The organism is Paenibacillus sp. IHB B 3415 (assembly GCF_000802655.2).
GTDB lineage: Bacteria > Bacillota > Bacilli > Paenibacillales > Paenibacillaceae > Paenibacillus_AQ > Paenibacillus_AQ phytohabitans.
Genome location: NZ_JUEI01000027.1, coordinates 56,858 through 81,415 on the forward strand (window position 1 = coordinate 56,858; position 24,558 = coordinate 81,415).

21 protein-coding genes, 1 pseudogene and 1 riboswitch are annotated in these 24,558 nt (G+C 51.4%); of the genes and pseudogenes, 8 read left to right on the forward strand and 14 right to left on the reverse strand.

From position 1 onward, the window contains the following. Positions 1-123 precede the first annotated feature (123 nt). The 5 genes from QW71_RS14760 to QW71_RS14780 all read left to right on the forward strand — a co-directional run bounded on the left by QW71_RS14760 (position 124) and on the right by QW71_RS14780 (position 5,831). Positions 124-1,728, forward strand: a complete 1,605-nt coding sequence (locus QW71_RS14760) for a sensor histidine kinase (RefSeq protein WP_200905925.1) — start codon at positions 124-126, stop codon at positions 1,726-1,728. Next, complete coding sequence (locus QW71_RS14765; protein WP_039299436.1) at positions 1,725-2,456, forward strand: LytTR family DNA-binding domain-containing protein; 732 nt, start codon at positions 1,725-1,727, stop codon at positions 2,454-2,456. The genes QW71_RS14760 and QW71_RS14765 overlap by 4 nt, the downstream gene beginning before the upstream one ends. A gap of 135 nt (positions 2,457-2,591) precedes the next feature. After that, positions 2,592-3,860 (forward strand): OFA family MFS transporter, encoded by a 1,269-nt coding sequence (locus QW71_RS14770; RefSeq protein WP_039299438.1) that lies wholly within the window; start codon positions 2,592-2,594, stop codon positions 3,858-3,860. Positions 3,861-4,305: 445 nt separating this feature from the next. Beyond that, entirely contained in the window at positions 4,306-4,887 is a 582-nt protein-coding gene (locus tag QW71_RS14775) for an RNA polymerase sigma factor (protein ID WP_039299633.1), read from the forward strand. Next, complete coding sequence (locus QW71_RS14780; protein ID WP_152679767.1) at positions 4,848-5,831, forward strand: hypothetical protein; 984 nt, start codon at positions 4,848-4,850, stop codon at positions 5,829-5,831. Before QW71_RS14775 ends, QW71_RS14780 begins: the two co-directional genes overlap by 40 nt. 125 nt (positions 5,832-5,956) lie before the next feature. Here the strand turns inward: QW71_RS14780 and QW71_RS14785 are convergent, their stop codons facing one another. Genes QW71_RS14785 through QW71_RS14795 form a run of 3 tightly spaced genes read right to left on the reverse strand, consistent with a single transcriptional unit; the run spans position 5,957 to position 8,447 of the window. Then, positions 5,957-6,727 (reverse strand): ABC transporter ATP-binding protein, encoded by a 771-nt coding sequence (locus QW71_RS14785; RefSeq protein WP_039299444.1) that lies wholly within the window; start codon positions 6,725-6,727, stop codon positions 5,957-5,959. Between the two features lie 32 nt (positions 6,728-6,759). Continuing rightward, positions 6,760-7,752 (reverse strand): HAMP domain-containing sensor histidine kinase, encoded by a 993-nt coding sequence (locus QW71_RS14790; RefSeq protein WP_039299447.1) that lies wholly within the window; start codon positions 7,750-7,752, stop codon positions 6,760-6,762. Then, positions 7,749-8,447, reverse strand: a complete 699-nt coding sequence (locus QW71_RS14795; protein ID WP_039299450.1) for a response regulator transcription factor — start codon at positions 8,445-8,447, stop codon at positions 7,749-7,751. Before QW71_RS14795 ends, QW71_RS14790 begins: the two co-directional genes overlap by 4 nt. Before the next feature lie 211 nt (positions 8,448-8,658). Between QW71_RS14795 and QW71_RS14800 the strand changes: the two genes are divergently transcribed. Both QW71_RS14800 and QW71_RS14805 read left to right on the forward strand, forming a co-directional pair. Further along, positions 8,659-9,417 carry an ABC transporter ATP-binding protein gene (locus QW71_RS14800; protein ID WP_039299453.1) on the forward strand — a complete coding sequence of 253 codons (759 nt, stop codon included), beginning with the start codon at positions 8,659-8,661 and terminating at the stop codon, positions 9,415-9,417. After that, positions 9,404-11,350: an FtsX-like permease family protein gene (locus QW71_RS14805; protein WP_039299455.1), complete on the forward strand. Its 1,947-nt coding sequence runs from the start codon at positions 9,404-9,406 to the stop codon at positions 11,348-11,350. Before QW71_RS14800 ends, QW71_RS14805 begins: the two co-directional genes overlap by 14 nt. 319 nt (positions 11,351-11,669) lie before the next feature. On the opposite strand, the pseudogene odhB reads toward QW71_RS14805, so the two are convergent. Together odhB and QW71_RS14815 are read right to left on the reverse strand one after the other, a co-directional pair. Beyond that, a pseudogene (odhB, locus tag QW71_RS37110) lies at positions 11,670-12,982 on the reverse strand (2-oxoglutarate dehydrogenase complex dihydrolipoyllysine-residue succinyltransferase). Between the two features lie 58 nt (positions 12,983-13,040). Beyond that, positions 13,041-15,908, reverse strand: a complete 2,868-nt coding sequence (locus QW71_RS14815; protein ID WP_039299458.1) for a 2-oxoglutarate dehydrogenase E1 component — start codon at positions 15,906-15,908, stop codon at positions 13,041-13,043. A gap of 518 nt (positions 15,909-16,426) precedes the next feature. Next, positions 16,427-16,511, forward strand: a riboswitch (cyclic di-GMP riboswitch). Between the two features lie 28 nt (positions 16,512-16,539). On the opposite strand from QW71_RS14815, the gene QW71_RS38995 reads away from it, so the two are divergent. Then, a complete protein-coding gene (locus tag QW71_RS38995) occupies positions 16,540-16,689 on the forward strand; it encodes an anti-repressor SinI family protein (RefSeq protein ID WP_083442555.1) in 150 nt (49 codons plus the stop codon). 118 nt (positions 16,690-16,807) lie between these two features. Here the strand turns inward: QW71_RS38995 and QW71_RS14820 are convergent, their stop codons facing one another. The 9 genes from QW71_RS14820 to QW71_RS14860 all read right to left on the reverse strand — a co-directional run bounded on the left by QW71_RS14820 (position 16,808) and on the right by QW71_RS14860 (position 24,433). Beyond that, positions 16,808-17,140: a helix-turn-helix domain-containing protein gene (locus QW71_RS14820; protein WP_039299636.1), complete on the reverse strand. Its 333-nt coding sequence runs from the start codon at positions 17,138-17,140 to the stop codon at positions 16,808-16,810. A gap of 172 nt (positions 17,141-17,312) precedes the next feature. Next, entirely contained in the window at positions 17,313-17,903 is a 591-nt protein-coding gene (locus QW71_RS14825; RefSeq protein ID WP_039299460.1) for a TasA family protein, read from the reverse strand. Positions 17,904-17,971: 68 nt separating this feature from the next. After that, positions 17,972-18,568, reverse strand: a complete 597-nt coding sequence (locus QW71_RS14830; RefSeq protein ID WP_039299463.1) for a TasA family protein — start codon at positions 18,566-18,568, stop codon at positions 17,972-17,974. A gap of 99 nt (positions 18,569-18,667) precedes the next feature. After that, on the reverse strand, positions 18,668-19,264 hold the full coding sequence (gene sipW, locus QW71_RS14835) for a signal peptidase I SipW (RefSeq protein ID WP_039299468.1): 597 nt from the start codon (positions 19,262-19,264) through the stop codon (positions 18,668-18,670). Position 19,265: 1 nt separating this feature from the next. Beyond that, positions 19,266-20,567 (reverse strand): hypothetical protein, encoded by a 1,302-nt coding sequence (locus QW71_RS14840; protein WP_039299471.1) that lies wholly within the window; start codon positions 20,565-20,567, stop codon positions 19,266-19,268. 283 nt (positions 20,568-20,850) lie between these two features. Continuing rightward, the gene (locus tag QW71_RS14845; RefSeq protein WP_039299473.1) at positions 20,851-21,828 is read right to left on the reverse strand and encodes an aldo/keto reductase family oxidoreductase; all 978 of its coding nucleotides are present in this window, start codon (positions 21,826-21,828) and stop codon (positions 20,851-20,853) included. Between the two features lie 55 nt (positions 21,829-21,883). Beyond that, positions 21,884-22,102 carry a hypothetical protein gene (locus tag QW71_RS14850; RefSeq protein WP_039299476.1) on the reverse strand — a complete coding sequence of 73 codons (219 nt, stop codon included), beginning with the start codon at positions 22,100-22,102 and terminating at the stop codon, positions 21,884-21,886. 238 nt (positions 22,103-22,340) lie between these two features. Then, complete coding sequence (locus QW71_RS14855; RefSeq protein WP_039299479.1) at positions 22,341-22,901, reverse strand: PadR family transcriptional regulator; 561 nt, start codon at positions 22,899-22,901, stop codon at positions 22,341-22,343. A gap of 5 nt (positions 22,902-22,906) precedes the next feature. Further along, a complete protein-coding gene (locus tag QW71_RS14860) occupies positions 22,907-24,433 on the reverse strand; it encodes an MDR family MFS transporter (protein WP_039299482.1) in 1,527 nt (508 codons plus the stop codon). Positions 24,434-24,558 lie beyond the last annotated feature (125 nt).

Below are 24,558 nucleotides of genomic sequence, written 5' to 3' on the forward strand. Positions count from 1 at the left end.
AGGCCTTTTTTTCTGAAAAATAAGGCTTTATAATGAACCGATAGATTATCCAATGGGGGCGTGAATGTGCAACATAACCTGAGTATTCTGCTGCAATTGTTTGAGCGGGCGGCGCTGCTGCTGATGTGTCTGTTCGTACTGACCCGGCTGCCGCGCTTTAAAGAGATTTTTGCCAAAGGAGTATATGCGCCGCAGGAGCTGGCGATTGTAACGGTGATCTTCAGCCTGTTCGCCATCTTTGGAACCTACAGCGGGATTAATGTGGAAGGGTCGCTGGTTAATGTGCGGATTATCGCCATTATGGCTGGCGGGATTCTCTTCGGCCCCTGGGTCGGGCTGATTACCGGGATTATCTCGGGGGTGCACCGTTTCCTGATTGATATCGGCGGGGTCACCTCGCTTCCGTGTCTGATTACAAGCATCACAGCAGGGCTTGTATCGGGGATCATCTACCGGCGCACCTCACCGGAACGACGCTGGATTGCCGGTATCGCGGCCGGGATGGCCTGTGAGGCGCTGACGATGGCGCTGATTCTGATTATGGCGGACCCTTATTCGCTGGGTGTGGATATTGTGTCGAAGATTGCTTTTCCGATGATTATCGGTCAGATCAGTGTCGGGCTGATTGTTACGCTCGTGCAGAGTGTCGAAGGGGAGAAGGAACGGATTGCTGCTAAGCAGTCCAAGCTTGCGCTGGATATTGCCAACAAGACGCTTCCGTATTTCCGCAATATTAATCCAGAGTCGCTGCGTACCATCTGCGGGATTATCAAGGAGGATATCGGAGCGGATGCGGTGGCGATTACCGATACAAGGTTTATTCTGGCCTATGTCGGTGTCGGTGAAGAGTATTATGCCGAGGCCAATGAGATTATCAGTGAAGAGACCAAGCAGACGCTGAAGAGCGGCGAGATCACCATCCGCGATGACGATACCGAGTACATGAACCGGGGCATCCGCTCGCTGATCATTATTCCGCTGAAGGAGAAGGGTGAAGTGACGGGGGCGCTCAAGATTTACTACACCAATGCGCATAAAATCACCTATTCCCTGCAGGCAATGGCAGTCGGGCTGTCACAGATCATCTCAACTCTAATGGAGGTTTCGCGGGTGGAGGGGATCAAGGAGATGGCCAACAAGGCCGAGCTGAAGGCGCTGCAGACGAGCATCAACCCCCATTTTCTGTTCAATGCGCTGAATGCCATTATCTCCTCGATCCGGATCGATCCGGACAAGGCGCGCGAGCTGATCGTCAACCTGTCGGGGTATATGAGATATAATCTGGAGCTGACCGATGAGTCCATTGATATCCGCCGGGAGCTACAGCAGGTCCAGCATTATGTGGAGATTGAGAAGGCCCGCTTCGGCAGCCGCCTGACCGTTCTGTACGATATTGATGAGGTGGCGGTGCGTATTCCAAGCCTGATTATTCAGCCGCTGGTGGAGAACGCGATTGTCCACGGGATTTTGAAGGAGAAGGGCAATGGCACTGTGGAAATTTCAGTCAAAGACCACGGTGACAGCGTAAGGGTGAGAATTGCCGACACTGGAGCGGGAATTAGCGAAGAGACGATTGCCAAGGTCTATAGCGGCAGTATGGAAGGGAACAAAATCGGACTGTACAACGTGCACCAGCGGGTGAAGCTGATCTATGGCACGGGTCTGACGATCCACCGGCTTGCTAAGGGTACGGAAATTTACTTTGATGTGATAAAGGAGCAGCGATGAGAGCGATAATTGTCGAGGATGAAGTGCTGGCGAGGCAGGAGCTTGCTTTTCTGATACAGGCACACAGCAGTTTCAAGATTGCCGCCGAGTTCGAAGACGGGCTGGATGCGCTGAAGTATCTGCAGACCGATGCTGTGGATGTGATTTTTCTGGATATTAATATTCCTTCGGTTGACGGCGTGCTGCTGGCCCATAATATTAGCCGTTTCGCGGTCAAGCCCTATATTGTGTTCATCACAGCCTATAAGGAGCATGCCGCCGAGGCGTTCGAGATCGAAGCGTTCGACTATATCCTGAAGCCTTACAGCGAGACGCGGATCAAAGCGATGCTGCAGAAGCTGGAGGGGGCCATTGCGGCCAGAAGCCGCCAGGGGGAAGAAGAGCCGGTCAAGCTCAGCAGCGGTAAGGTCAATCTGTGGAAAAATGAAAAGATCATCGTCGTCGATACGGACGAGATCTACTATGCTTCGGCGCAGGAGAAAACAACGAGCGTCATCACCAAAGACGGGGAGTACAGCATGGCCTTAAGCATCAGCGAATTCCATAGCCGCCTGCCGCAGGAGCAGTTCTTCCGCTGCCACCGTTCGTATCTCGTCAATCTGTCCAAGATCAAGGAGATTATCCCCTGGTTCAACAACACCTATCTGCTCCGGCTGCGTGATTTGGACTTCGAGGTGCCGGTCAGCCGCGGCAAGGTGAAGGAATTCAGGCAGATCATGCGCCTCTAGCGGCAGTTCATTCCCCGTTTGCGTCATCTCATTCCGGATTTCTCTTAAGTCAGCATCTTTTCGCTACAATGAAGAGGCAAAGCAAGCCTTGAAGCGACTTTGGAAGCGATATTAGAGAGAAAGAGGGAATCACCCATGACTACGACTACGCCAGGCAGCAAGCGGTGGCTCATCGTGCTAGGTACAGTGATTATGCAAATGGGACTGGGTACGATCTACACCTGGAGCTTGTTCAATGCCCATCTTGTCAGCAAATTCGGTTGGGAGCTCAGCTCTGTTTCGATAACTTTTTCCATCACCAGCTTTGCCCTGGCCTTCGCGACACTATTCGCGGGGAAACTGCAGGACCGGTTCGGCCTCCGCAGACTGACTGCTGCTGCCGGGATTATGCTAGGGCTTGGTCTGATTCTAAGTTCGCAGGCCAGCTCCCTCCCGATGTTCTACCTGCTGGCCGGCGTAATTGTCGGGTACGCGGACGGAACGGCATATATTACTTCACTCTCCAACCTGATTAAGTGGTTCCCGAAGAATAAGGGACTGATCTCCGGTGTATCCGTGGGTGCTTACGGCACGGGCAGTCTGATCTTCAAATATATCAACGGCAGCCTGATTGAGTCGGCGGGCGTGTCGAATGCTTTTCTGTACTGGGGCTTCATGGTGATGATTATGATCGTAATCGGCTCAATGCTGGTCCGGGAAGCGCCAGTGGCGGCCCCGGCAGCAGCGGGTATGGCTGCTGGGAATCGGGTGAAGCCTGCCGCTGGAGCCGTTATTGTACCGAAAGATTACACTGTTAAAGAAATGCTCCGCACGAAGGAAGCATACCTGCTGTTCGTGATCTTCTTCACCGCCTGTATGAGCGGCCTCTATCTGATCGGCATCGTGAAGGATATCGGTGTGCAGCTGGCCGGACTGGATGTTGCGGCAGCGGCGAATGCTGTAGCGATGATCGCGATCTTCAATACGGCCGGGCGCCTGATTCTGGGTGCATTATCCGACCGCATGAGCCGCTTGAAGCTGATTAGTGTAACGCTGGCTGTTACGGCTGCAGCGATGTTTACTCTCAGCTACGCCACCCTGAGCTACGGCATATTCTTCACCTGTGTGGCGGCGATTGCCTTCTGCTTCGGAGGTAATATTACCGTATTCCCGGCGATTGTCAGCGACTTCTTCGGCCTGAAGAACCACAGCAAGAACTATGGCATCGTCTATCAGGGCTTCGGCATCGGTGCGTTGTCCGGCTCGTTCATCGCCGCGTTCCTGGGCGGGTTCAAGCCTACGTTCATCGTGATTGGTCTGCTGTGTATCCTGGCCTGCATCCTGGCGGTTTCCCTGAAGCCTCCGGTACTCAGACAGGTAAAAGTAAAGGGAATGAGCCTGAAGCCTTCACGGCATACGGCTTAACCATATAGAAATTGATGCCGGCTTGAAAGAAACAGAGACAAAGAGTGTTGTAGAGAAAGAGAATGACGAGCAGCGAGTGTTGTAGAGAAAGAGCACTGTAAAAAAGAGTGCTGTAAAAAAGAGTGCTGAAGACCAAGAGACTGGTTTCGGAGAAGAGATGTCCATACTTCCGCGTGAGCGGAGGGGGATGTCTCTTTTTTTGTTCTGTGGTGAGGGATAAGAGTCTGGAGGGGGACGGATGAGAGGTGGAAAGTGCATAAATCAGCCTTCAATAAATCTGCTAAAGTTATATTATATTGGATTGAAAGATTACATAGGACGAAGCCCGTACAACCGTTTTTACTCGAATAAAGTTGTGCCGGTAGGCACTTTTTGCAGAAGTCAGGTGTTATAGAGATATACAAGCTAGGAGGTGAGGGCAACGTCACAGGAGAATATGCCGGATATGCGGCAGGTAGAGGCGGTCATTATCAGGGTTCAACAAGGGGAGCGGGAATCCTTTGCGTTCATTGTGGATGCTTTTCAGCAGCCGGTTTACCGGTATTGCTGCCGGATGCTGGGGAACAGGCAGGATGCCGAGGATGCGGTGCAGGATGTGCTGGTCAAAGCCTATCAATCCATCAGAGGGTACAAACCTACGGTTAGCTTCTCGGCTTGGCTGTACCGGATTGCCGGCAATCATTGTCTGAACCTGCTGCGCCGGCGGCGGATGCAGGGGCACTTCCTGCGGGTGTTCCGTCCCGATACGGCGGCAGCGGCCGGTCCGGAGCAGACGCTGGAAGAGCGGCTATACAGTCCGGCGCTGGAGGCTGCACTTGGACGGTTATCGCTGGAGGAACGGAATTTGCTTGTTCTGCGGGTGTTTGAAGAGCAGACCTTTCTGGAGATCAGCGCAATTCTGAACATTACGCCTAATGCGCTGCATAAAAGGATGGAGCGGATCAAACGAAAAGTGCGGGAAACGATGCAAGCGGAGGAGGGGATATCATGGAACGGGCAGGAATCGGCAATGAGTACCAAGATATAAGAGACGCTGCAGTCCGTGAAGAGCAGCTATCCGTGATAGAGGTTACTGATAGAGTTATGGCCCGTGTACGGGGGACTGAACAGAAGCGGAGTCCGCGCGGGATTAGATTCGCCGGTAAAACAGCTGCGTTCACAGGGATGCTGGTTATGCTGCTGCTGATCACAGTAACAGCCTACGCTGCCTCGGAGTATATTCAGATCCGGAATAAGGCAGGCGAGGTGAAGGTACAGCATCTTGCGGAGAGTCAGCTGCCGCAAAGCGGAGGGGGATCCTCATATTATAAGTATGAACAGAAGCTGATGGATTTTGCCGAGCCGGGTGAGGAAATTGTGTATTACGTCAGAGGAGAGCCGGTTTCTGAGGGAACGGGGGGCCTGCTGCAACTTGCTTACAAGGAGCAGAAAATCACAGACTATCCCACATTTCTCGAGCAATTGAAAACCAAAAACTCGCCTATTCTCCTTCCTGAAACAGCAGGTGGTTATGCTTTTAAATATGGCAAGGTGAACCCATTGTATCCGACAACGGCAGAACTGGACAGTAACCCGCTCTACAGCAATTCACTGCGTGAGCTGATCGGCGAAGCCAAGCAGGACCAGAAGCGGAATCTGTTCATGAAAATCGTGCCGTGGACGAAAACGGGGGCAGTGAGCGCCGAATATACGAAGCAGGGAGCCATTGTCGGGATCACGGCCTACCTGATGAACGGCGGAGACATGACAGTATATCAGCAACCGGAGAACCAGGTAGAGAAGCTTAACGTAGACGGCCGGGAGGTTATCTATAATCAGGTGGTCAGACCGGGAGTGGTCACCTACCATTACCTGAATTGGTACAACGAAGGGCAGGATGCCTACTATACGCTCACGACCTACGGGGATAGAGATCTGACCAAGGAGCAGCTGCTGAAGATGGCAGGTGAGTTGATGGAGGGGGGGCTGTAGGCCGGAGGCGGAGATTTCGGTATAGTAGGGTAGATGGGAAATGGAACAAACGGGCCCGGTCTCCACATCATGTGGGAATGGACCCGTTTGTTCTATTGTTGTAAGTGGAGAAACGCCGTACGTTGTTAAACGCGAATTGAGGAAAGCTCATGGCTATTCCCTCCCCAGAATGAAAGTGTGTCGATGATCTTTTGATAAAAGGCTTGACGGTTATCGCCCCGATGGATTTCAGCTGCCAGTTTGCCGTCTTTAATGAAGATAATTCTGTTGCAATAGCTGGCTGCCAGCGGATCATGCGTCACGAGCAATAGCGTGGTACCTTCTGTGCGGTTAATATCCTCCAGCGATTCCATTACAATTCGTGAGGAATTGGAATCGAGCGATCCTGTTGGTTCGTCGGCTAGTATGATCGCTGGTGAAATAATGATTGCCCGGGCAATCGCTGTACGCTGCCGCTGTCCACCGGAAATTTCATAGGTGCGTTTGTTCAGAATATCGGTGATGCTCAAGCGTTCTGCGACCTTTTGCAGCAAGGCTTCCATCTTGGTGAGTTTCGGATTATCCAGTGTTAGGGGCAGCACAATGTTTTCGGCTACCGTTAACGTCTCCAGAAGGTTAAAGTCCTGAAATACAAAACCGAGTTGTCTCCGACGAAAATGGGCGAGTTCATTTTTATTCATAAGATAGGGGTTGCTGCCGTTGATATTTACTTCCCCTGAGGTGGGTTGGTCAATCGTGGATACCATGTTAAGCAGTGTCGTCTTGCCGCTACCGGATGGGCCCATAATTCCGATGAATTCACCACTTTCAATGCTAAGTTGAATATCGGTGAGGGCATGGGTCGTTACTTTGCCCGGATATACCTTGTTAAGTCCTTTGACTTCTAAAACATTCATTGGATTCACTCCCTTACCCTCTGAACTTAGTGCTATAGGTGATTACTATTGCTAAAAGAGAGTCGAACGGTAGTTCCTTCACCGAGCTTTGATTGAAGTTCTACCTTGTGTCCAAGTCTTCTGCAAACCTCCCGGACAAGGTACAAGCCCATGCCTGTTGATTCGTGATACTGTCGTCCTCGTTCACCTGTGAAGTACGGGTTAAAGACCCGCTTAAGATCTTCGGGTGAAATACCGATGCCTTGATCGGTAATGTTCAAAATAATATCGGAGCCCCTGCGCTGAGCTGAGATTGTAACGCACTTGCCGGTGCCGGGGGTGTAATTCACAGCATTGGTTAGGATTTGGCTCAACATAAACATTAACCATTTGGCATCACTATATACGGCGAAGTTAGCACCTACTTGTATATCTGCTCTAATGTTTCGGCGGATAAAAAGTCTACGGTTCTCAGCTACAGCCTCACTGACTGCCTTGTGCAGAAGTAGCGGCTCCACTTGGAAATCTTCTTCGAATCGGTCGATCCGGGAGGTATAGATCACCATTTCGAGCCCTCTTCGCAGACGATCCAGCTCCTCTTGAATACTCGCAGCGGCCTCATCTTCGAGATCCTGTAATGTAAGCTGAATAACGGAGAGAGGCGTTTTCATCTGGTGTACCCAGCGGTTCATGAACACGATGTGCTGATCCATCCGGCGAACATGTGTATTCACCTGCTCTTGATACTGGCGATCAATTAGCTGCATTAGCTCATGAATGGCTTCGGGAAGCGGTGCTTCTCCCATGGAAACAGGTTGCTCTTGTGTCAGGCTCACGGGATCGCATAATGCCGTGTATAATTTACGATACTGAATGTATCGGTAGCCCAGATAGAGCAGGAGAACGACAGTGCTAAGCACTATTCCATACAGCATGATGGAGAGGGGTCTGTCCTCACCAGTCAGCCAATATAGTGATGGGACTAGCAGCATCTGTAGCAGATAGAATAGCAGCAGCGGAAGCTGGTCCTTCCAGAATAATTTCATTGTATATCCTTAGAAGTATTCAGCCGATAGCCGGCGCCTCTTACCGTTTCTACAACGTCTCCGAGACCAAGGTTCTTGAGTTTTTTTCGCACACGAGTTATGTAGACATTCAAGGTATTATCATCTATGAAATGCTGATCCTCCCACATAAGATCAAGCAGGCGCTCACGGTTAACAACTCGTCCTTCCTTAAGCAATAATCCCTCTAGTAAGATTGCTTCCTTCTGCGTAAGTTCGCTGGATTGCCCATTATATTGGATCACATAACGTTCAGGGTAAAGGATTAAATCACCCAATTGGACTTTCCGTTCCTCTTGGTGCTGTGAGTAAGAGCCATAAGCCCGGCGTAAATGACTGCGGATTTTGGCAAGAACGACTTCATAATGAAAAGGCTTAGTGATGTAATCGTCACCACCGTTCTCCAGCGCCATCACCTGATCGATTCCACCCTCACGTGCGGATATGAATAAGATTGGGCAGAGTGAGGTTGTACGAATCTGGCGGCACCAGTAGAAGCCATCGTATCTGGGAAGGTTAGCATCCAGCAGAACGAGGTTGGGGGAACTCTCGTTAAAAGTCTCCATTACCCTATTGAAATCTTCTACTATTATCGTACGGAATTCATACTTTGATAGATAGGCGCTCAGAAGGCCTGCTAGCTTGGCATCGTCCTCTATGATTAGAATAGTCTCCATAGGTTCACTCCTTTGTTCAGTTATACAGTAACACGTATCAGGAAAAATATGCAAAAAATGATTGCGAGTAGACTACTGAATATAAAGGCGAACGTAAGCTTAACCGTGATGTAAGCTATATTTAAGGAAAGTCGATAGTTCCTATGACGCTGATAAGGTACATTAATAGAGAAAGTACCAGTAATCCGCTTCCTTGAAAGGAATGAAAAGTATGAGCATTTTGCAAGTAAAGGCTCTTAATAAAGTATATCCGGGTAAAGTTGTGACAAATGCCTTAACGGATATACATCTGACCATAGAGCAAGGGGAATTTGTGGGTATCATGGGACCGTCAGGCAGCGGAAAAACAACACTGCTCAATATGGTTTCCACGATTGATGAGCCCAGCTCCGGGGAGGTGCTAATTAACGGCAGTAATCCTTTTAAGCTAAGAACAAAGGAACTGGCATTATTTCGCCGCCGGCAGCTTGGCTTTGTATTCCAGGATTTTAATCTGCTGGACACCCTTACTGTCGCAGAAAATATTGTTCTTCCGCTGACACTGGACAACCTTCGCCTGTCGGAGATGGAGAAGAGGCTGGGGCAAGTTGCCGAGCGTTTGAACATTACTTCGATATTAAACAAACGGACGTATGAAATATCTGGAGGACAGCGCCAGCGGACAGCCATAGCCAGGGCGGTGATCGCAGCCCCGTCGCTGCTACTCGCTGACGAGCCCACAGGATCGCTGGATTCAACCTCCTCGAAAGTTGTCATGGAATCGCTGGTCGACATTAATAAACAGCAGGGCACTACGCTGATGCTGGTTACTCATGATCCACTGGCAGCCAGTTATTGTCATCGGATTGTGTTTATTAAAGATGGGCGTATGGCCACGGAAATTCGCCGCGGGAAGAATCGCCAAACCTTTTTTCAGAAAATCATCGATACGTTGTCTTTCTGGGGAGGGAATCTGAGTGAATTTTCCTAAGTTCGCTTTTAATAATGTCAGTCGCAACGGCCGTGCTTACATGGCTTATTTATTAAGCAGCGCATTTATGGTGATGATTTTTTTTACATTTGCTGTATTCATCTATCATCCTGAAATTCGGCAGGCACCGATGGGTGCATTGACGTTAATCAGCATGCAGGTTGCCGCTTATGTGGTGTTTATTTTTGCGATCTTTTTTGTGCTCTACTCCATCAGCGCTTTTTTGAAGTCCCGCAATAAGGAGTTTGGGATTTTGATGATATTGGGCGCGAAGGCAGGACAAATTAATGGCCTGATTTTTTTGGAAAATATGTTTATCGGTACAGTTTCTATTATCACCGGAATAGCCAGCGGGCTGTTGTTTTCCAAGCTGTTTTTGCTGTTCAGTACAAAAATGATCGATATTAACGAGCTGGCCTTTTATTGGCCAGTGAAGGCAATCGTGCTGACAGCGGGCTGCTTTATTGCTTTATTTATGATGATATCGCTATTTACGCTGCTGTTTATTCGCAAAAACAGGGTGCTGGAGCTTTTGCAGGGCAGCAGCAGACCGAAGCGGGAACCGAAAGCTTCGATTTGGCTTTCCGTATTGGGCGCGATTTTGCTGACTATTAGTTTTGTGGTCCTTGGCAAAGACACTCTATCTCCAAAAACTCTGATGATTGCCGCTTTTTCCGGCATTTCTGGCACCTATTTCTTTTACTCCCAGCTGTCAGTTCTCATCATTCGTTTGCTCAAACGAAATCGAAAGCGGGTATGGCGCGGCACTAATTTGTTATGGATTTCCGAGATCGGCTATAAGCTGAAGGATAATGCCAGAATGCTGTTTCTGGTGACGGTTGTTACTTCGATCGCTTGCATAAGCGCGGGCTTCGTACTGGCAATTGATCAAGACAACAAGCAGCAGTTTATGAACAATAAATTTGCTTTCACTTATGACGTATTTCAGCCCAAGCATATCGGTGCAGAGCTGGCGACTATTGAGCAGTCAATGCAGGAAGCAGGCATCGCTTTTGAACGATATCGGATAGACAGTATCCTCGCTCATCGACCGAATGCGGTCGATGACCCAAGCAAGAGTAGCGATGTAGAACTTGTTCGGTCAAGCCAGATTAATAAACTAGCTACTTTGTTGAACATAGCGCCGTTGCGGCATCTATCGAAGCATACGGCTGTTGCGGTTTATGGGGACTCAAATCGTTTGCCAAGACAGCCATTAAAGCTTGAGGGAGCCGATTCAAGCATTACGATTGTGCAGGAAATCAGCATCCGCCAGATTGTAGGCGTTAGTGATGCAGGGGCTATGCTCATTGTTGATGATGCCTTTTTCACCAAATTATCAGCTGATTTACAAAGCAGACCCAAGTATTTCTATCATGTACCTGCCTGGACACAGCCTCCCTCACGGCAAGATGAGCAATCCAAGATCGGTACAGAGCTTTACGCATGGAATCAGAAGCAAATATTCGAGACTCGAGGCAGCGTTGCAGGCTGCCCAAATTGTGCTAATTTTTTAACGGTCCGTTCCTCCCAGTATTGGAGCACGAAAGATACGACCTCAGTGTTCAGCTTTATTGGGGTTTTTATCGCTTTAATCTTCTCGATTTCGACGGCAAGCTTTTTATACTTCAAGCTATATACTGAGCTATCTGCCGACAGCCGAATGTACCGTGCACTCTCCAAGATCGGGCTAAGCAGCAGAGAAATGAATGCGGCGGCCACGAAGCAAATTGCTTTTATCTTTTTTATTCCGATTCCGATATCCACGATACAAACGCTTGTAGTTTTGAAGCCTGTGCTGGGACATATGAAGGTCTCTTATGTTAATACGGCTACTTTTACAGTGGCGCTGGCTTTTCTGGCCGCCCAGACCGTATACTTTGTCATTGCGAGATCGCGTTATGTAAAAGCTTTGCAGAAAATGATGGTTTAAAAAGCATAATATTCTTAAGAGAATAGAGCCCAGGGTCACTGCATGTGAACTAAAATTATAGACAAATAAATCAAGGCGGAACTTATGAACTTTTTATGAAACACCGTTCAGTGATTATAGACTTCTTCCTGCGCTGAATTGGATATCTTCTTACAAGTATCTACATCAATATCTCTACTTCCAAATGAGCGGAAGGGAAAAACCACTTGGTTTTGGGCGTTAAAAAAGAGGGATACAGGACGATGCTGCTGTCCTGTATCCCTCTTGATATGTGATTGTCCAAGGCTGATGCTTGTAGAGGCGAGCTCCTGATGGCAGCTTAGCCCTCCAACAGCAGCGCCTCTGGATCTTCGAGTAATTCCTTGACTTTGACAAGGAAGCCTACCGCCTCTGAACCGTCTACAATCCGGTGATCGTATGATAAGGCGACATACATCATCGGACGGTTAGCTGTCCGCTCTTCATCCAAGGCGATCGGACGAAGCTGGATCTTATGCATGCCGAGAATGCCGACCTGCGGCGTGTTGAGGATCGGCGTAGACAGCAGAGAACCAAATACACCTCCGTTGGTAATCGTGAAGGTACCGCCCTGCAGCTCAGGCAGACTGAGCGTGTTGGCGCGCGCTTTGGAGGCGAGCTCGCCAATCTTCCGCTCGATTTCCGGGAAGCTGAGCCGGTCGGCATCGCGGACGACCGGCACGACCAGGCCTTCTTTGGCAGCTACGGCAATGCCGATGTCATAGTATTTCTTCAGCAGGAGATCCTCACCGTCGATCTCGGCATTCAACAGCGGATAAGCCTTGAGTGCGCCGATCACGGCTTTGGTGAAGAAGGACATGAAGCCGAGTCCGACTTCATGCTTCTCTTTGAAGGCATCCTTGCGGCGTTTGCGGATGTCGAGAATAGCGGTCATGTCCACCTCGTTGAAGGTGGTCAGCATCGCTGCCGTCTGCTGCGCTTCGACCAGGCGGCTGGCAATCGTCAGCCGTCTGCGCGACATGCGCTTGCGCTCGGTCGCTTTGCCGTCCTCCGCGTGCGGCGCCTTGCCCGCCGGCGCGGGCGGCTTCACCGGCTCCCCGGCTCCGGCCGCGCCGCCGCCGGAGCTGCAGGCGCAGCGGCCTCCGGCACGGCTGCGCCATGGCCGTTCACATCGGCCTGGCCGATCCGGCCGATGGGGTCGCGGGCACTGACCTCGCCGAGGTCGATGCCCCGCTCCCGGGCTAGCTTGCGCGCCCCCGGCGAAGCCAGGGCCGCAGAGTCCGCCGCCGCACCTTCGGAGGCGGCAGGAGCCGTTGCAGCAGCAGGCGCGCTGCTGCCTGGCGCTGCACTTGCCGCTTCCGGCTTACCGCCGTCAGAGCTCGCCGCTTCCGGTTTGCCGCCTCCTACTGCCGCACCGTCGGCGCTGCCGATAATGCCGATAGCTTCGCCAACGGCAACGTTCTCGCCCGCCTGGCGCAGGATGGAGGAGATGACACCATCCTCCTCCGCACTGATCTCCAGGTTGACCTTGTCGGTCTCAAGCTCCGCGAGCACATCGCCCTGGCCGACAGTGTCGCCCTCTTTAACCAGCCATTTGTAGATCGTTCCTTCGGAAATGGATTCGCCCAAATCGGGTACTTTAATTTCGGACACAGGCCGTTACCTCCCCAAATATAGTAGTTTACGTTATCGAGAGACCGCCTTGCTGCTGTCAGGAAGACGGTACAGGTGCTTGTACTTGAGCGTTTAGTTTCAGGGCTTCTCTAACGATGCGCCGCTGCTCGAAGCTGTGCACATCGGCATAACCGCTGGCCGGGCTGGAGCGCTCCGGACGGCCGATATACTGGACGGTAACATTCTGCGGGGCAATGGCGCGCAGCCGGGGTTCGGCGTAGCTCCAGCCGCCCATATTCTTCGGTTCCTCCTGCACCCAGATGATTTCCTGCAGGGAACGGAACGAACTGAGATGTGCGCCAAGCTCACGTTCCGGGAACGGATACAGCTGCTCCAGGCGGAGAATATGCAGCCAGGAGAAGTCCTGTCCGCGGGCGGCTTCCAGCTCAGTCTGCAGGTCGATGGCGACCTTGCCGCTGCATACCACCAGGCGCTTGACCTCTTCGGGCTTGCTGCCGAGCAGCGGTTCCGGAAGCACCGGCTGGAAGCTGCCGGAGGCGAGATCAGCACCGGCCGAGGTGCTGCGCGGATTGCGGATCAGGCTCTTCGGTGCCATGATTACCAGCGGCCGGGCATCGGGCTGTCCGCAGAGTGCAGCCTGACGGCGCAGCAGATGGAAATACTGGGCCGCGCAGGTCAGGTTCGCTACGGTCCAGTTCTCCTCGGCGGAGAGCTGCAGATAACGTTCAAGCCTGCCGCTGGAGTGTTCCGGTCCCTGGCCTTCATATCCATGCGGCAGCAGAATCGCAAGATTGCTGCGCTGTGTCCACTTGGCGCGTCCGGCGGAGATGAACTGGTCGATAATGACCTGGGCGGCATTGGCGAAATCGCCGTATTGCGCTTCCCAGAGCACGAAGGTCTCCGGTGCGAACACATTATAGCCGTATTCATAGCCGAGTACAGAGGCTTCTGACAGCGGGCTGTTGTAGACGCCGAAGGAGGCGCGGGAATCCTTAAGCTGGTGAAGAGGGGAGAAGAGCTCCCCGCTCTCACTGTCATGCAGGACAAGGTGACGGTGAGCGAAGGTGCCGCGCTGTGAATCCTGTCCGCTGAGGCGGATCGGCGTGCCGTCCTTCAGAATGGTAGCGAAGGCCAGGGTTTCAGCCAGCGCCCAGTCTACCCGCTCGCCGTCATTGAGCGCATCCTTGCGCCGCTGCAGAATCCGCTCCAGCTTCGGATAGACTGTGAAGCCGGCCGGTACGCTCAGCAGCTCACGGTTAATCTCCTGGAGGCTGGCCAGCGGAACCGCTGTGGGGCGGTGCACCGGTGTTCCCGTATCCAGGACGACCGAAGTCTTGGACTCGGCGTTCTTCTGTTTCCCTTCCTTCATCTGCTCGAAGGCCTGCTGCAGCACATTCTCGGCCTCGGCAATCATGCTCTTCACCTCATCGGCGGTAACGACCTTCTCGCGCTGCAGGCGTTCCGCATAAACACGGTAGACGGTAGGGTGGTTGCGGACCTTGCCATAAACCACCGGCTGGGTGGTTTCCGGATCATCCATCTCATTATGGCCGTGTCGGCGGTACCCGATCAGATCAATCAGGAAATCCTTCTTGAACAAATGGCGGTAAGCGCTGGCCATACGGACGGCAGCAATACAGGCTTCGGGGTCATCGGCATTGACATGCACTACCGGGATCTCATAGCCCTTCGCCAGATCACTGGCATAATGCGTGGAGCGGGAATCTTCACTTTCGGTGGTGAAGCCGATCCGGTTATTGACGATAATATGCACGGTGCCGCCATTCTGATAACCTTGCAATTTGCCGATATTAAGTGTTTCCGCAACAATGCCTTCACCAGGGAAGGCGGCATCGCCATGCATAAGCACGGCCATGGCTTTGTCCGTATTCAGCTTAGGCAGGCCTGGGGTGCCCCGTTCCTCCTGGGCTGCACGCGTGAAGCCTTCAACGACCGGATTCACGAACTCGAGATGGCTCGGGTTGTTCGCAAGCGTGATGCGTGTACGCACGGTTTCGCCTTCGCGGACGGCGCGGTCGGCGCCTAGATGGTATTTCACATCACCGCTCCAGCCATAGGTGACACCCATGGAGCCTTCGGACGGGAAGAGCTCCTTGTTCGGCGAATGATGGAATTCCGAGAAAATAATATCATAAGGTTTGCCCAGAATGTGGGCAAGCACATTAAGTCTTCCGCGGTGGGCCATACCCATCAGGATATGCTCTGCGCCGTCATGTGCGGCAGCGCGGACAATTTCATCCAGCATAGGCACGAGGGCATCATTGCCCTCCAGGCTGAAGCGCTTCTGGCCGACGAAGGTCTTATGCAGGAAGGTCTCGAACTGCTCTACCTGAATCAGGCGTTTCAGCAGCTCTTTGCGTTCCGCATGGTTCAGTGGAGCAGGCGACGTTGTGGATTCCGCCTGGCTGTTGAGCCAGCGCAGCTCACGCTCGTCATGCACATGCCCGAATTCATAGGCAATGGTCTGTGTGTAGGCCTGGCGCATTCTGTGAACGGCATCCATAGCGGTATGCACGCCCTCAGGGGCATTCTCCCAGATCAGTGAAGCCGGCAGGGCATTCAGATCTTCGCGCGTCAGCTCATAGGTCTCGATCTCCAGCCATTTCGCCATCGGGTTGGTGCTCCGCTCCAGCGGATCGATATCGGCAGCCATATGGCCGTATATTCGGATGTTAGCCATTAGCTTGGAAGCTTTAACGGCTTTCTTGAGCCACTCTGTATCTCCTGAGATGGCGGGGGGAGGCGTCTTGACGGCATCCGGAGCCAGGGGAGGCGGGCCGGATACTGTGAAGAGGTCGCGGTAATGATGCTCTACGGAAGTGGGGTCCTTGACAAACTGCTCGTATTTCTCCTGAATGTAGCCCAGATTGGGACCGTAATACTTGCTCCAGACAGATTCGTTATAGGGCTCTTTGACGGCCATGAGTAGGTCCTCCTAACGGATAAACTCCACATGCGGTATATTAGGAACACCGCTTAGCGGAGCTGCGATGTTTGCGGTTTCATTCTCATCTTATTGTGCTACTTTCCGGCAGGGTAATCAATTCATACTTTCGTGCAATCCGTTCGCAAAACGGTATGATTCAGCAGGGGATTCATACGGAACAATCATAAATTTTCCGGGTGAAGCCGGAGAAATAAAATATCGTTAAAAATAATAAAAAATTAAGGGGTTTAGGTGGTTGTAAATCATAGAAATGGGTAATTACATCTATATTGTATTACGGGATTAATATCTATTTAGTATATTTGAACTAATTTGGACCGATTGAAGATGAATTGGAATTATTTATACAAGCTATTGGCAATTTTAGCTAAGGGTCCTCACGATTTAACATAAAAAAATTCCAGAAAACGACACACTTTTCATGTAAGATCTTGTATAATGTTATTGCGGAGAACGGTTTCATCGATTCTTTCCAGATCCTTTCATGTAAAGGGTCCAGTAAAGGGTAAACCTGCCGAAAGACAGGGGCACAAAGTCTCGGATCTAAAGTAGAAATACTATGATGGCCGGACTGCCTGGGGACGCGAAAATTCTAGGAGGAGATTTCTTGGATAAGTCCAACCAGGGGAATGACGAACTGCAGGCAGTTGATCTGGATTTAGAATGGGTGCATTTGCTAATGTCTGCTAAGCAGGCTGGCATCCAGGCAGACGAGATTCGGCGTTTTTTTACTGAAAAAGCACTCCAGGCGATGTAGGGCATTCAGCATTGTACGGATACATACAGAACAGGGCACAGCGGTGTACACGCTGTGCCTTGTTCTGTTAACCGGGAAGGGGGCAGGCAACATTGTTCCTCCCTGCGGTTCATCCTGTTTAGTTATCCTTTTGCTCCAGCCGCCATTTCTGATAATCGAGAAATTCCTTGAATTCACGTTTGCTTATACCAGAGGCCATCGCATCCTGTACCAGCCTGAACCATTCTCCATCGAGAGCCGGTTCTGCAGTCTCTGCAATTCCGCCATACAGTAATACGTGAATCGATACTTGAAGTGCATCGGCAATTTTTTCGATAAATTGAATGGAGGGGTTGGATTGGATATTCCGTTCGACATTACTTAAGTATGATTTCGCCACGTCAGCCTTATCCGCAAGCTCGGATAAAGAATAACCCTTCTCCAGACGGAGCCTATGGATGCGGCTTCCCATGTTATCTGACACGATTACAACGCCCTCCGTACTTTTTGTTATCAGTATAACAAAAATTCGCAAAACGGACAAAAACCCTTGTTCCTGCCAGAAGCTGGCGGGGAGAGACAAAACGGCATATCCAGCCCGGATGAGGGAGGATATGCCGTTTTGTGTATATAGTTTAATGGCCTTATTTGGCTTCTCCCAAACCTTGCGTAGCATTGAATGTCCAGTTCAGCGCCAAGCCGTCACCCTGGAAGATATTCTGATCCTGGGTATTGTCAACGAATTCGAAAGCAATCTTGAAGGTTTTGGTTTGGGTAGCGGCGATGCCTCCCGGCAGTACACCCGCCGTTACGAGATCATAGCTGGAAGTGTTCTTCAGGTCCTTCAGGGAGATCTCGGACAGCACATGGCCGGCAAGCGGACCGCTGGTGTAAGAGCTGTCGAGAAGTTTGATTTTGAAGTGATCTCCAAGATCCTGGCCGGCATTATCGCCCTTCGCATCAGTTATAGTGTAGCTGGTGGCCAGCGTTAGGAGTTTGATATCCAGGGTGCCGTCATTGGACAAGGTGAAGGTGCGTACGGTGTAATCACCCGGTTTCAGATTGGTCAGGGCAACAGGTGTATTAAAGGAAGAGCCGAGCTTCAGCGTGCCTGCCGCAAAGGTTGCCGTGCTGGTTGCTGTGGAGCTGAAGTAAGCGAAGGTGCCCCCTCCGATTAAAGACAATCCCAGTGCTGCCGATGCTACGCCAAGACCCAAAGTTTTCTTGATACCCATAATTAATTTCCTCCTCGAGTATATTATGTTTTTTTAAGATTGGTGATCAGGAATCGTGTACAGACAGATTATTTGAGGGCGCCTTTTTCCTGATTGGCTTCGAAATTCAGGGTCAGGGCCAGCGTATCGCCTTGATAGTAGTTTTGCGGCTGGAAGGTTTCCTTGAAGGCAAACTGTACGCTCAGTTTATCTGAAGTGCCTGCTTTGATGCCCCCATTCTCTACACCAAAGATCCCGCCGAGAATTCCCTTAGCTACAAGATCCGGACTTTGCTGCTCAAGGTCGGCCAGTGAAATGACCAGGACAGGCGACGTTAGCTTATCCTTGTTAACAAGGAAGGTCACGATAATATCGTCTTTGAGATTATGGGCGCCGTTATCCCCCTGGGCATCTGTAATGACAGATGAGGTGCGCAGAACAACTTTGGGAATATTGAGCGTTCCGTCATTTTTCAATTTAAAATCTCTTAGGATTGTATCTCCCGGCTTAAGATTGCTGAGATTGACAATAACGGAGGGGTCCGAATTAAGTAATAAAGTTCCGTTGTTAAAAGAAGCTGCAGTGGTGGAGGTACTGCTGAAGTAAGCGAAGGTTCCTCCGCCGACCAGGGTTAATCCGAGTGCTGCCGATACAACGCCGAGACCTAATGTTTTTTTAACGTTCATTTGTTCATCCCTCTCTCATCGTTCTTTTTTTGTCTTTACCTGTCTTCGGGGAAAATTTATTGTTGCTCCGCGTTTCGTAAACGGGAGAGGACAATCGGTTTATTGCACAATGTCTGGAAGGGTATCCGGTCCGCCGGTCACCGCTGGCCCTGCATTCTTCTTCTCCAGTGCCGCAACGGCTTTCCAGGAGGAATACAGTGCGTAGAGCAGCAGGAGCAGCCCGGGGATAATCATCAGCATTACGCTTCCGGCTTTGGAGACCGCAAAATTCATGGCATATCCTACATAAGGGACGGTGACGCCGGTATATTGGCCTACCACATTTGTTGAGCTGACCGCTGAGGTATCGGCTGCATCGTTATTGTCCCCTTTGGTGGTATAGCTGGCCTCGCCTATGGCACTGTTTATTGAAGCATCGACCACACGGTGTGTAATCAGGAGGTTATCGGGATTCATGAATGTAATCACATCGCCTTTTTGAAAACGGGTCATATCCCCGCCCGGCTTAATCGCTACAATAGATCCGGTCTGGATGCCCGGCTCCATGGAACCGGATAACACCGTCTTGATCTGATAGCCGAAGAAGGAAGGTTCGCCTCCGGAGGCTTTAGAGATGACTACTGCTGTTACCAGCACCAGGAAAATCATAAATATCAGTGTGGACAATGTGGTGCTGACTATCTTTTTGATGCGCATATTATTCCCCGCCTTTGCTGATATCAGATTGTGGAGCAGGTGTAGCTGTAGGTATAGCTGTAGGTATAGCTGTAGCTGTTGGCTGCGCGGTATCTGTACCGCTATCCGGGAGCTCCTCAGGTGATTCTGCCGCTGGAGCCGCCTCCGGAAGATTGGCTTCCGGTGCCGGTGTGGCAGGCGGAGCGGTAACCTCTGCATCCGGTGAGGGTGCAGGAGCCGGCTTTTCTCCCTCAGGAGCTTCTATAGCAGGTTCTTCTATGGTCTTATCTTCTCCAGGAATCTCCGCTGCGGGTGGATTATTCTTGGTTTGATCGTTCTCCTGTTTCTGCTTCTCCAGTGCCAGCCGTTCCGCTTCCTCAGCCTTGGCTTTCTCCAGCGCCAGCCGTTCCGCTTCTTCAGCCTTGGCTTTCTCCTCCAGCGCCGCCTTCGCTTCTGCAATGTGTACCTGCTGTTCCTGCAGCGTGGTGATTGTGGACGATAGGTTGTCTCTGGAGGCTGTTAATTCTGCACTTAACTGATCGTAGCTTGACTGTAAGGCGGGAGATACATTGGGGTCTGCATTGTAGGCTCTGGCCATGAATGAGAAAATCGGTTCCTCGGCAGGGAAGCCGAAGCTTTCTTGCCGGAGAAGCACCCGGTCGGGATTACCGGTCGGCAGCGAGCCGCCGAAATCATGAATCGTATTCAGATAATGCACAATGCCCGTTAATGTATCCGTCAGGGATTCCGACAGCACCCCGCTTTGATGGAGACCTTCCTGCAGCTGTTCGAAGAACTGGGCGTCACGGATTTCCAGGCAATTGGGTTCGAGATTAACCATATATCCTCCGAGTTGATGCAGAATGGCTGCTGTACTGCCAATTTCCTGCAGAATTTGCTGCCAGATACCTGCATTGAGGCTCAGCTGTGTATCCAGTGCGCTAACTGTATCGCTTGCCAGCCGGATTTGTTCCGAGATCTCACTGGAGATCTGATCCAGTTCCTCCGCTGACAGTTCTTCAGAGACCGGGGGAGTGTTATAGTTCCCGCTCGTAATGTGGCTGCCAAGAGAAGATTTCAGTTCGATAATTGTGCGGACATGTCCGCTGAACTCTGACAGCAGCTGTTCGATCTGACCCGGGAATACGGAGCAGAGCCCGATAGAGGTGTTCTGTTCCTGGGAAGTGTTATACTCTCCGTAAGTACTGCCAATCTGATTGGATGTATACATTATAAGGACAGATACAGCCACACCGGATTGCAGGATCCGAAGACCGAGTTTCGCGTATTTCCGTTTACGCCGTTTGGCGGATCTGGGGTACAAAGGTAGGCCCCCTCTCATGGCTTACTGATTAATATTCGTTATATTCGTTCTTTATTAAGAACGTTTTCGTAATGAAATCATACACTGCGCACCCGGGAAAAGAAAAATGTCAATTTCAGCGAATTGTTCGCAATAAAGCACGAATGCATCTTATTATCTTTAATTATCTTTATATATCGCTGTTTTTCACAAATGTTCTTTATTGAGAACGAAAAAAGGTTATGCTATCCGCATAATAAATACGGATGGCATAACCTTTTCCATTTGTAGTGAAGCCCGCTCCTTAAGGAAGCTTCTCTCCGCGAGAGCTGACGTACAGCTCGTACCATTCCTTGCGGGAGAGCTCAATCTTATCCGCTCCTCCGCAGGCTGCGATGCGCAGCGGATTGACGGTGCCGATTACAGGCTGGATGGCTGCAGGATGCGTCATCAGCCAGGCCAGGACGATGGCCTCAGGTGTTGTATTCTTCTCATCGGCAAGCGCCTGTACTCTGGCCGCTGTATTCACCACGTTCTCCGGCTGTCCGTCAAGCGGCCGTCCGCTGAACAGCCCCTGGGCCAGCGGGCCCCAGGCCTGAAGCTGGATGTTCCCCGCGCGGCAATACTCTATTGTACCCTCAGGAAACGTGAGGTCTTTCCACTGTTCCCGGTTCACGCTGAGTACGGCATCGACCCAGCTGATTTTGGCCAGGCTCATATGCAGCTGATTGACGATGAAGGGCTCGTCACAATAGGTCTCCAGCAGTTTGATCTGGGCAGCACTCATATTGGAGACACCGAAGTGGCGCACCTTGCCGGCTGCCTTAAGCTGGCGCAGTGCTTCGGCGACTTCCTCGGGGTCCATCAGCGGGTCGGGGCGGTGCAGCAGCAGAATATCAATATACTCTGTGCCCAGCCGGGAGAGGGTTCCGTCTACACTGGACAGAATATGCTCCTTGGAGAAGTCGAACATATTAGTGATATCACCCGGCTCCATCAGCCTGATGCCGCATTTCGACTGCAGGATGATCTCATCACGCAGACCCGGACGCTCCCTGAAGATCTGTCCGAACACCTTCTCCGCCTTGCCCCGGGTATAGATATCCGCATGGTCAAAAAAATTGATGCCGATCGACAGCGCCGCATCCAGCGCCTCATGCCCCTGCTTTATGTTCTCCGCTGTAACCGGTTCATGGTCCCAGCCTCCGCCAAGCCCCATACAGCCCAGCGCAATGCGGCTGGCGGGAATTCCGCGTTTGTTAAGTGGCAACGCTTTCAGCAATTGTATCCCTCCATAAGCTATAACTTTTGAATGCACTAAGATTAAGTGTACACTTTTAGAATCCGGTATGGTATTTTTTGTCGCTGGAGGAGCGGTGTTTCGTGCCTTCCTTATCCTTCTCCTCCTGCTTCTCGAGTGTCAGATCCTCGACCGGAATCGGATCTACATTCTGTTCGCTTTCATCAAGGTCGAATAAGCTTGGCTTGTCGGTCGGGTATTGCTCGGGGTGGTCGCGTTCGTCTCTTATCGGCTTCTTATCGTCACTATGGCTCATCTTAAGTTCACTTCCCTTTCGGAATATTTGCAGGGCAAGGATGGGAATGTGCTAGACAATTCTCCTGTGCCTTGCCGGCAGTTTGCTCCCTAATAAACACAATTCGGGCTAATTAAACACAGGGACCTGTGATAAACCGCAGGTTCCTGTGAGAACAGGCTTTGGAAATGAAATGGAGGACTGCCCCGGCTGCCTGTAACGGCGGCGGAACAATCCTCCTGAAATTCTATGCTTATTACTATGGAATAATCGGGCTGCCTTTGTCACTCAGCCTGCGGGCGGCCACATCCTCATGGAGCCGCTTCAGCCATTTCAGCTCTGTCAGGCTATGCTCATACCGGCCGTACATCAGATGCAGCGCCGAGCGGGGCACAATGGAGATATGCTCCTCGTATACCTGGTAGGCGAAGTTAACCTGGTGCTCCGCTTCGCGGATGCGTTCCTCCAGCAGCTTCTCTACCTTCTCCTGATCAATATAGCGCGAGAGCGCCAAGGCCATGTAGAGCGGATGATACAGGGGATCGTTCTTCTTGATCTGCTGCAGAATGAGTTGTTCCATTAACTCCTTGCCTTTATCCGTAATCCGGTAGATCGTTTTATCCGGCCGGTCCGCGCTGCGGATGATCTCTACAGCTTCGATATGCCCGCCTTCGGCCAGCTTGTCGACAGCATAATACAAGGAGCCCATCTGCAGCTTAATGAACTGGTCCATCGTGCGTTCCTTCATAACGAGTGTAATCTCATAAGGATGCATGTCCCGTTCCAGCAGCAGCCCCAGAATCAGCAGCTTCATGGTCATGGTGTTTACCTCTGCCCGGAAGCTGGAGCAGGCTGGGATTCCTTAGGCTGAATCGTCAGGCGGTCTTTGGGCATCAGCAGGACAAAGACAACGGCAAGCACCGCAGGAACAATAGCCCACATGAAGGTATGTGCGATCGAGCTAGACAGTGAATTCGTGATTTTCTCCAGCACCGGTGCCGGAATCTGTGCACGGGCCTCAGGAGTCAGTGCAGAACGCGGATCGCCGAATGAAGAGGCCTGAGCGCCGTCTCCGAAGGCAGTGCTAAGCTCCGAAGTGAAGCTGTTGCGCTGGATAATGCCGAAGATGGTGATTCCCAGCGTCATCCCGAGCGAGCGCAGGAAGGTGCTGGTGGAGGTTGCTGAGCCGCGCTGGCGCATATCGAAATGGTGAATGGACGACATGCTGAGCACGGAGAAGGAGAATCCTACCCCGAAGCCAGTTAGCGCCATGAATGCATTAAGCAGCAGACGGGAAGTATCCGGAGTCAATGTGCTGAGTGAGAAGATCCCGGCAACGAAACAAACTGCGGACAGCAGCATGATGTTGCGGAAGCTCGTCTTGGTGGTGAGCAGACCGCCGGACTGGCTGCCGATGACCGTACCGATCATCATCGGCATCAGGATCAGACCGGAGTTGGTGGCGGAGCCGCCGTATACCCCCTGGACATAGATCGGAATGTATACCGTAGCTACGATAAACGCCGAGCCGTAGAACAAGCCGAGCAGACTGCTGGTGGCAAACAGGCGCCCCCGGAACATGGCGAACGAGATGACCGGCTCTGCCGCATTCTGCTCAATGAAGATGAAGGCAATCAGGAATACGGCGAAGCCGGCGAACAGTCCGAGAATCGTTGCTGAATCCCAGGCATACTGATTGCCGCCAAGCTCAAGCGCGAACATCAGGCAGATAATTCCTGCCACCAGCGTGAAGGCGCCGCCCCAGTCAATCCGCTGTTTGGCATGGGAGACGGATTCCTTGTAGGACGTCATAATCAGGAAGAAGGAGACGATACCAATCGGCACATTAATATAGAAAATCCAGTTCCAGCCGACGAAATCAGTGATATAAGCGCCAAGCAGAGGACCGATTACGCTGGAGATTCCGAAGACTGCACCGAATAATCCGGTGAGCTTGCCTCTTTTTTGCGGCGGGAAAATATCAAATACAATCGTGAAGGCAATCGGCATCAGCGCACCACCGCCAACCCCTTGAATCGCCCGGTAGATACTGAGCTGTGTGATGCTCGCCGCCGTACCGCACAGGGCGGAGCCGATCAGGAACACGATGAGTCCGAAGATGAAGAAGCGCTTGCGCCCGTACATATCGGACAATTTGCCGAAGATGGGGGTTCCGGCCATAACCATGACCATATAAGCGGAGGTTACCCAGACGATTTTATCGAGTCCCCCCAAGTCGGAGACGATGGTGCCCATAGCTGAGGCCACAATCGTATTATCCATGGCAGACATCAGAATACCGAGCAGCAGGCCGGCGACGACGAGCTTAAGATTGCTTTCTTTAGTATGCATTTACAAACTCCTTTACGTTCAATATTCAATGTGGAATTTCATTATATTCAAATTTGAATAGGGTAGCAATCATTTTTTCAAAATTAAAGTAAGTTGTGGACGCAAATAAGCCGCCCTTGTACAAC

Coding starts and splice junctions, on each gene's coding strand:
- QW71_RS14760 (WP_200905925.1), top strand. CDS start 124: ATGTGTCTGTTCGTACTGACCCGGCTGCCGCGCTTTAAAGAGATTTTT.
- QW71_RS14765 (WP_039299436.1), top strand. CDS start 1,725: ATGAGAGCGATAATTGTCGAGGATGAAGTGCTGGCGAGGCAGGAGCTT.
- QW71_RS14770 (WP_039299438.1), top strand. CDS start 2,592: ATGACTACGACTACGCCAGGCAGCAAGCGGTGGCTCATCGTGCTAGGT.
- QW71_RS14775 (WP_039299633.1), top strand. CDS start 4,306: ATGCGGCAGGTAGAGGCGGTCATTATCAGGGTTCAACAAGGGGAGCGG.
- QW71_RS14780 (WP_152679767.1), top strand. CDS start 4,848: ATGGAACGGGCAGGAATCGGCAATGAGTACCAAGATATAAGAGACGCT.
- QW71_RS14785 (WP_039299444.1), bottom strand. CDS start 6,727: ATGAATGTTTTAGAAGTCAAAGGACTTAACAAGGTATATCCGGGCAAA.
- QW71_RS14790 (WP_039299447.1), bottom strand. CDS start 7,752: ATGAAATTATTCTGGAAGGACCAGCTTCCGCTGCTGCTATTCTATCTG.
- QW71_RS14795 (WP_039299450.1), bottom strand. CDS start 8,447: ATGGAGACTATTCTAATCATAGAGGACGATGCCAAGCTAGCAGGCCTT.
- QW71_RS14800 (WP_039299453.1), top strand. CDS start 8,659: ATGAGCATTTTGCAAGTAAAGGCTCTTAATAAAGTATATCCGGGTAAA.
- QW71_RS14815 (WP_039299458.1), bottom strand. CDS start 15,908: ATGGCCGTCAAAGAGCCCTATAACGAATCTGTCTGGAGCAAGTATTAC.
- QW71_RS14820 (WP_039299636.1), bottom strand. CDS start 17,140: ATGGGAAGCCGCATCCATAGGCTCCGTCTGGAGAAGGGTTATTCTTTA.
- QW71_RS14825 (WP_039299460.1), bottom strand. CDS start 17,903: ATGGGTATCAAGAAAACTTTGGGTCTTGGCGTAGCATCGGCAGCACTG.
- QW71_RS14830 (WP_039299463.1), bottom strand. CDS start 18,568: ATGAACGTTAAAAAAACATTAGGTCTCGGCGTTGTATCGGCAGCACTC.
- sipW (WP_039299468.1), bottom strand. CDS start 19,264: ATGCGCATCAAAAAGATAGTCAGCACCACATTGTCCACACTGATATTT.
- QW71_RS14850 (WP_039299476.1), bottom strand. CDS start 22,102: ATGAGCCATAGTGACGATAAGAAGCCGATAAGAGACGAACGCGACCAC.
- QW71_RS14855 (WP_039299479.1), bottom strand. CDS start 22,901: ATGACCATGAAGCTGCTGATTCTGGGGCTGCTGCTGGAACGGGACATG.
- QW71_RS14860 (WP_039299482.1), bottom strand. CDS start 24,433: ATGCATACTAAAGAAAGCAATCTTAAGCTCGTCGTCGCCGGCCTGCTG.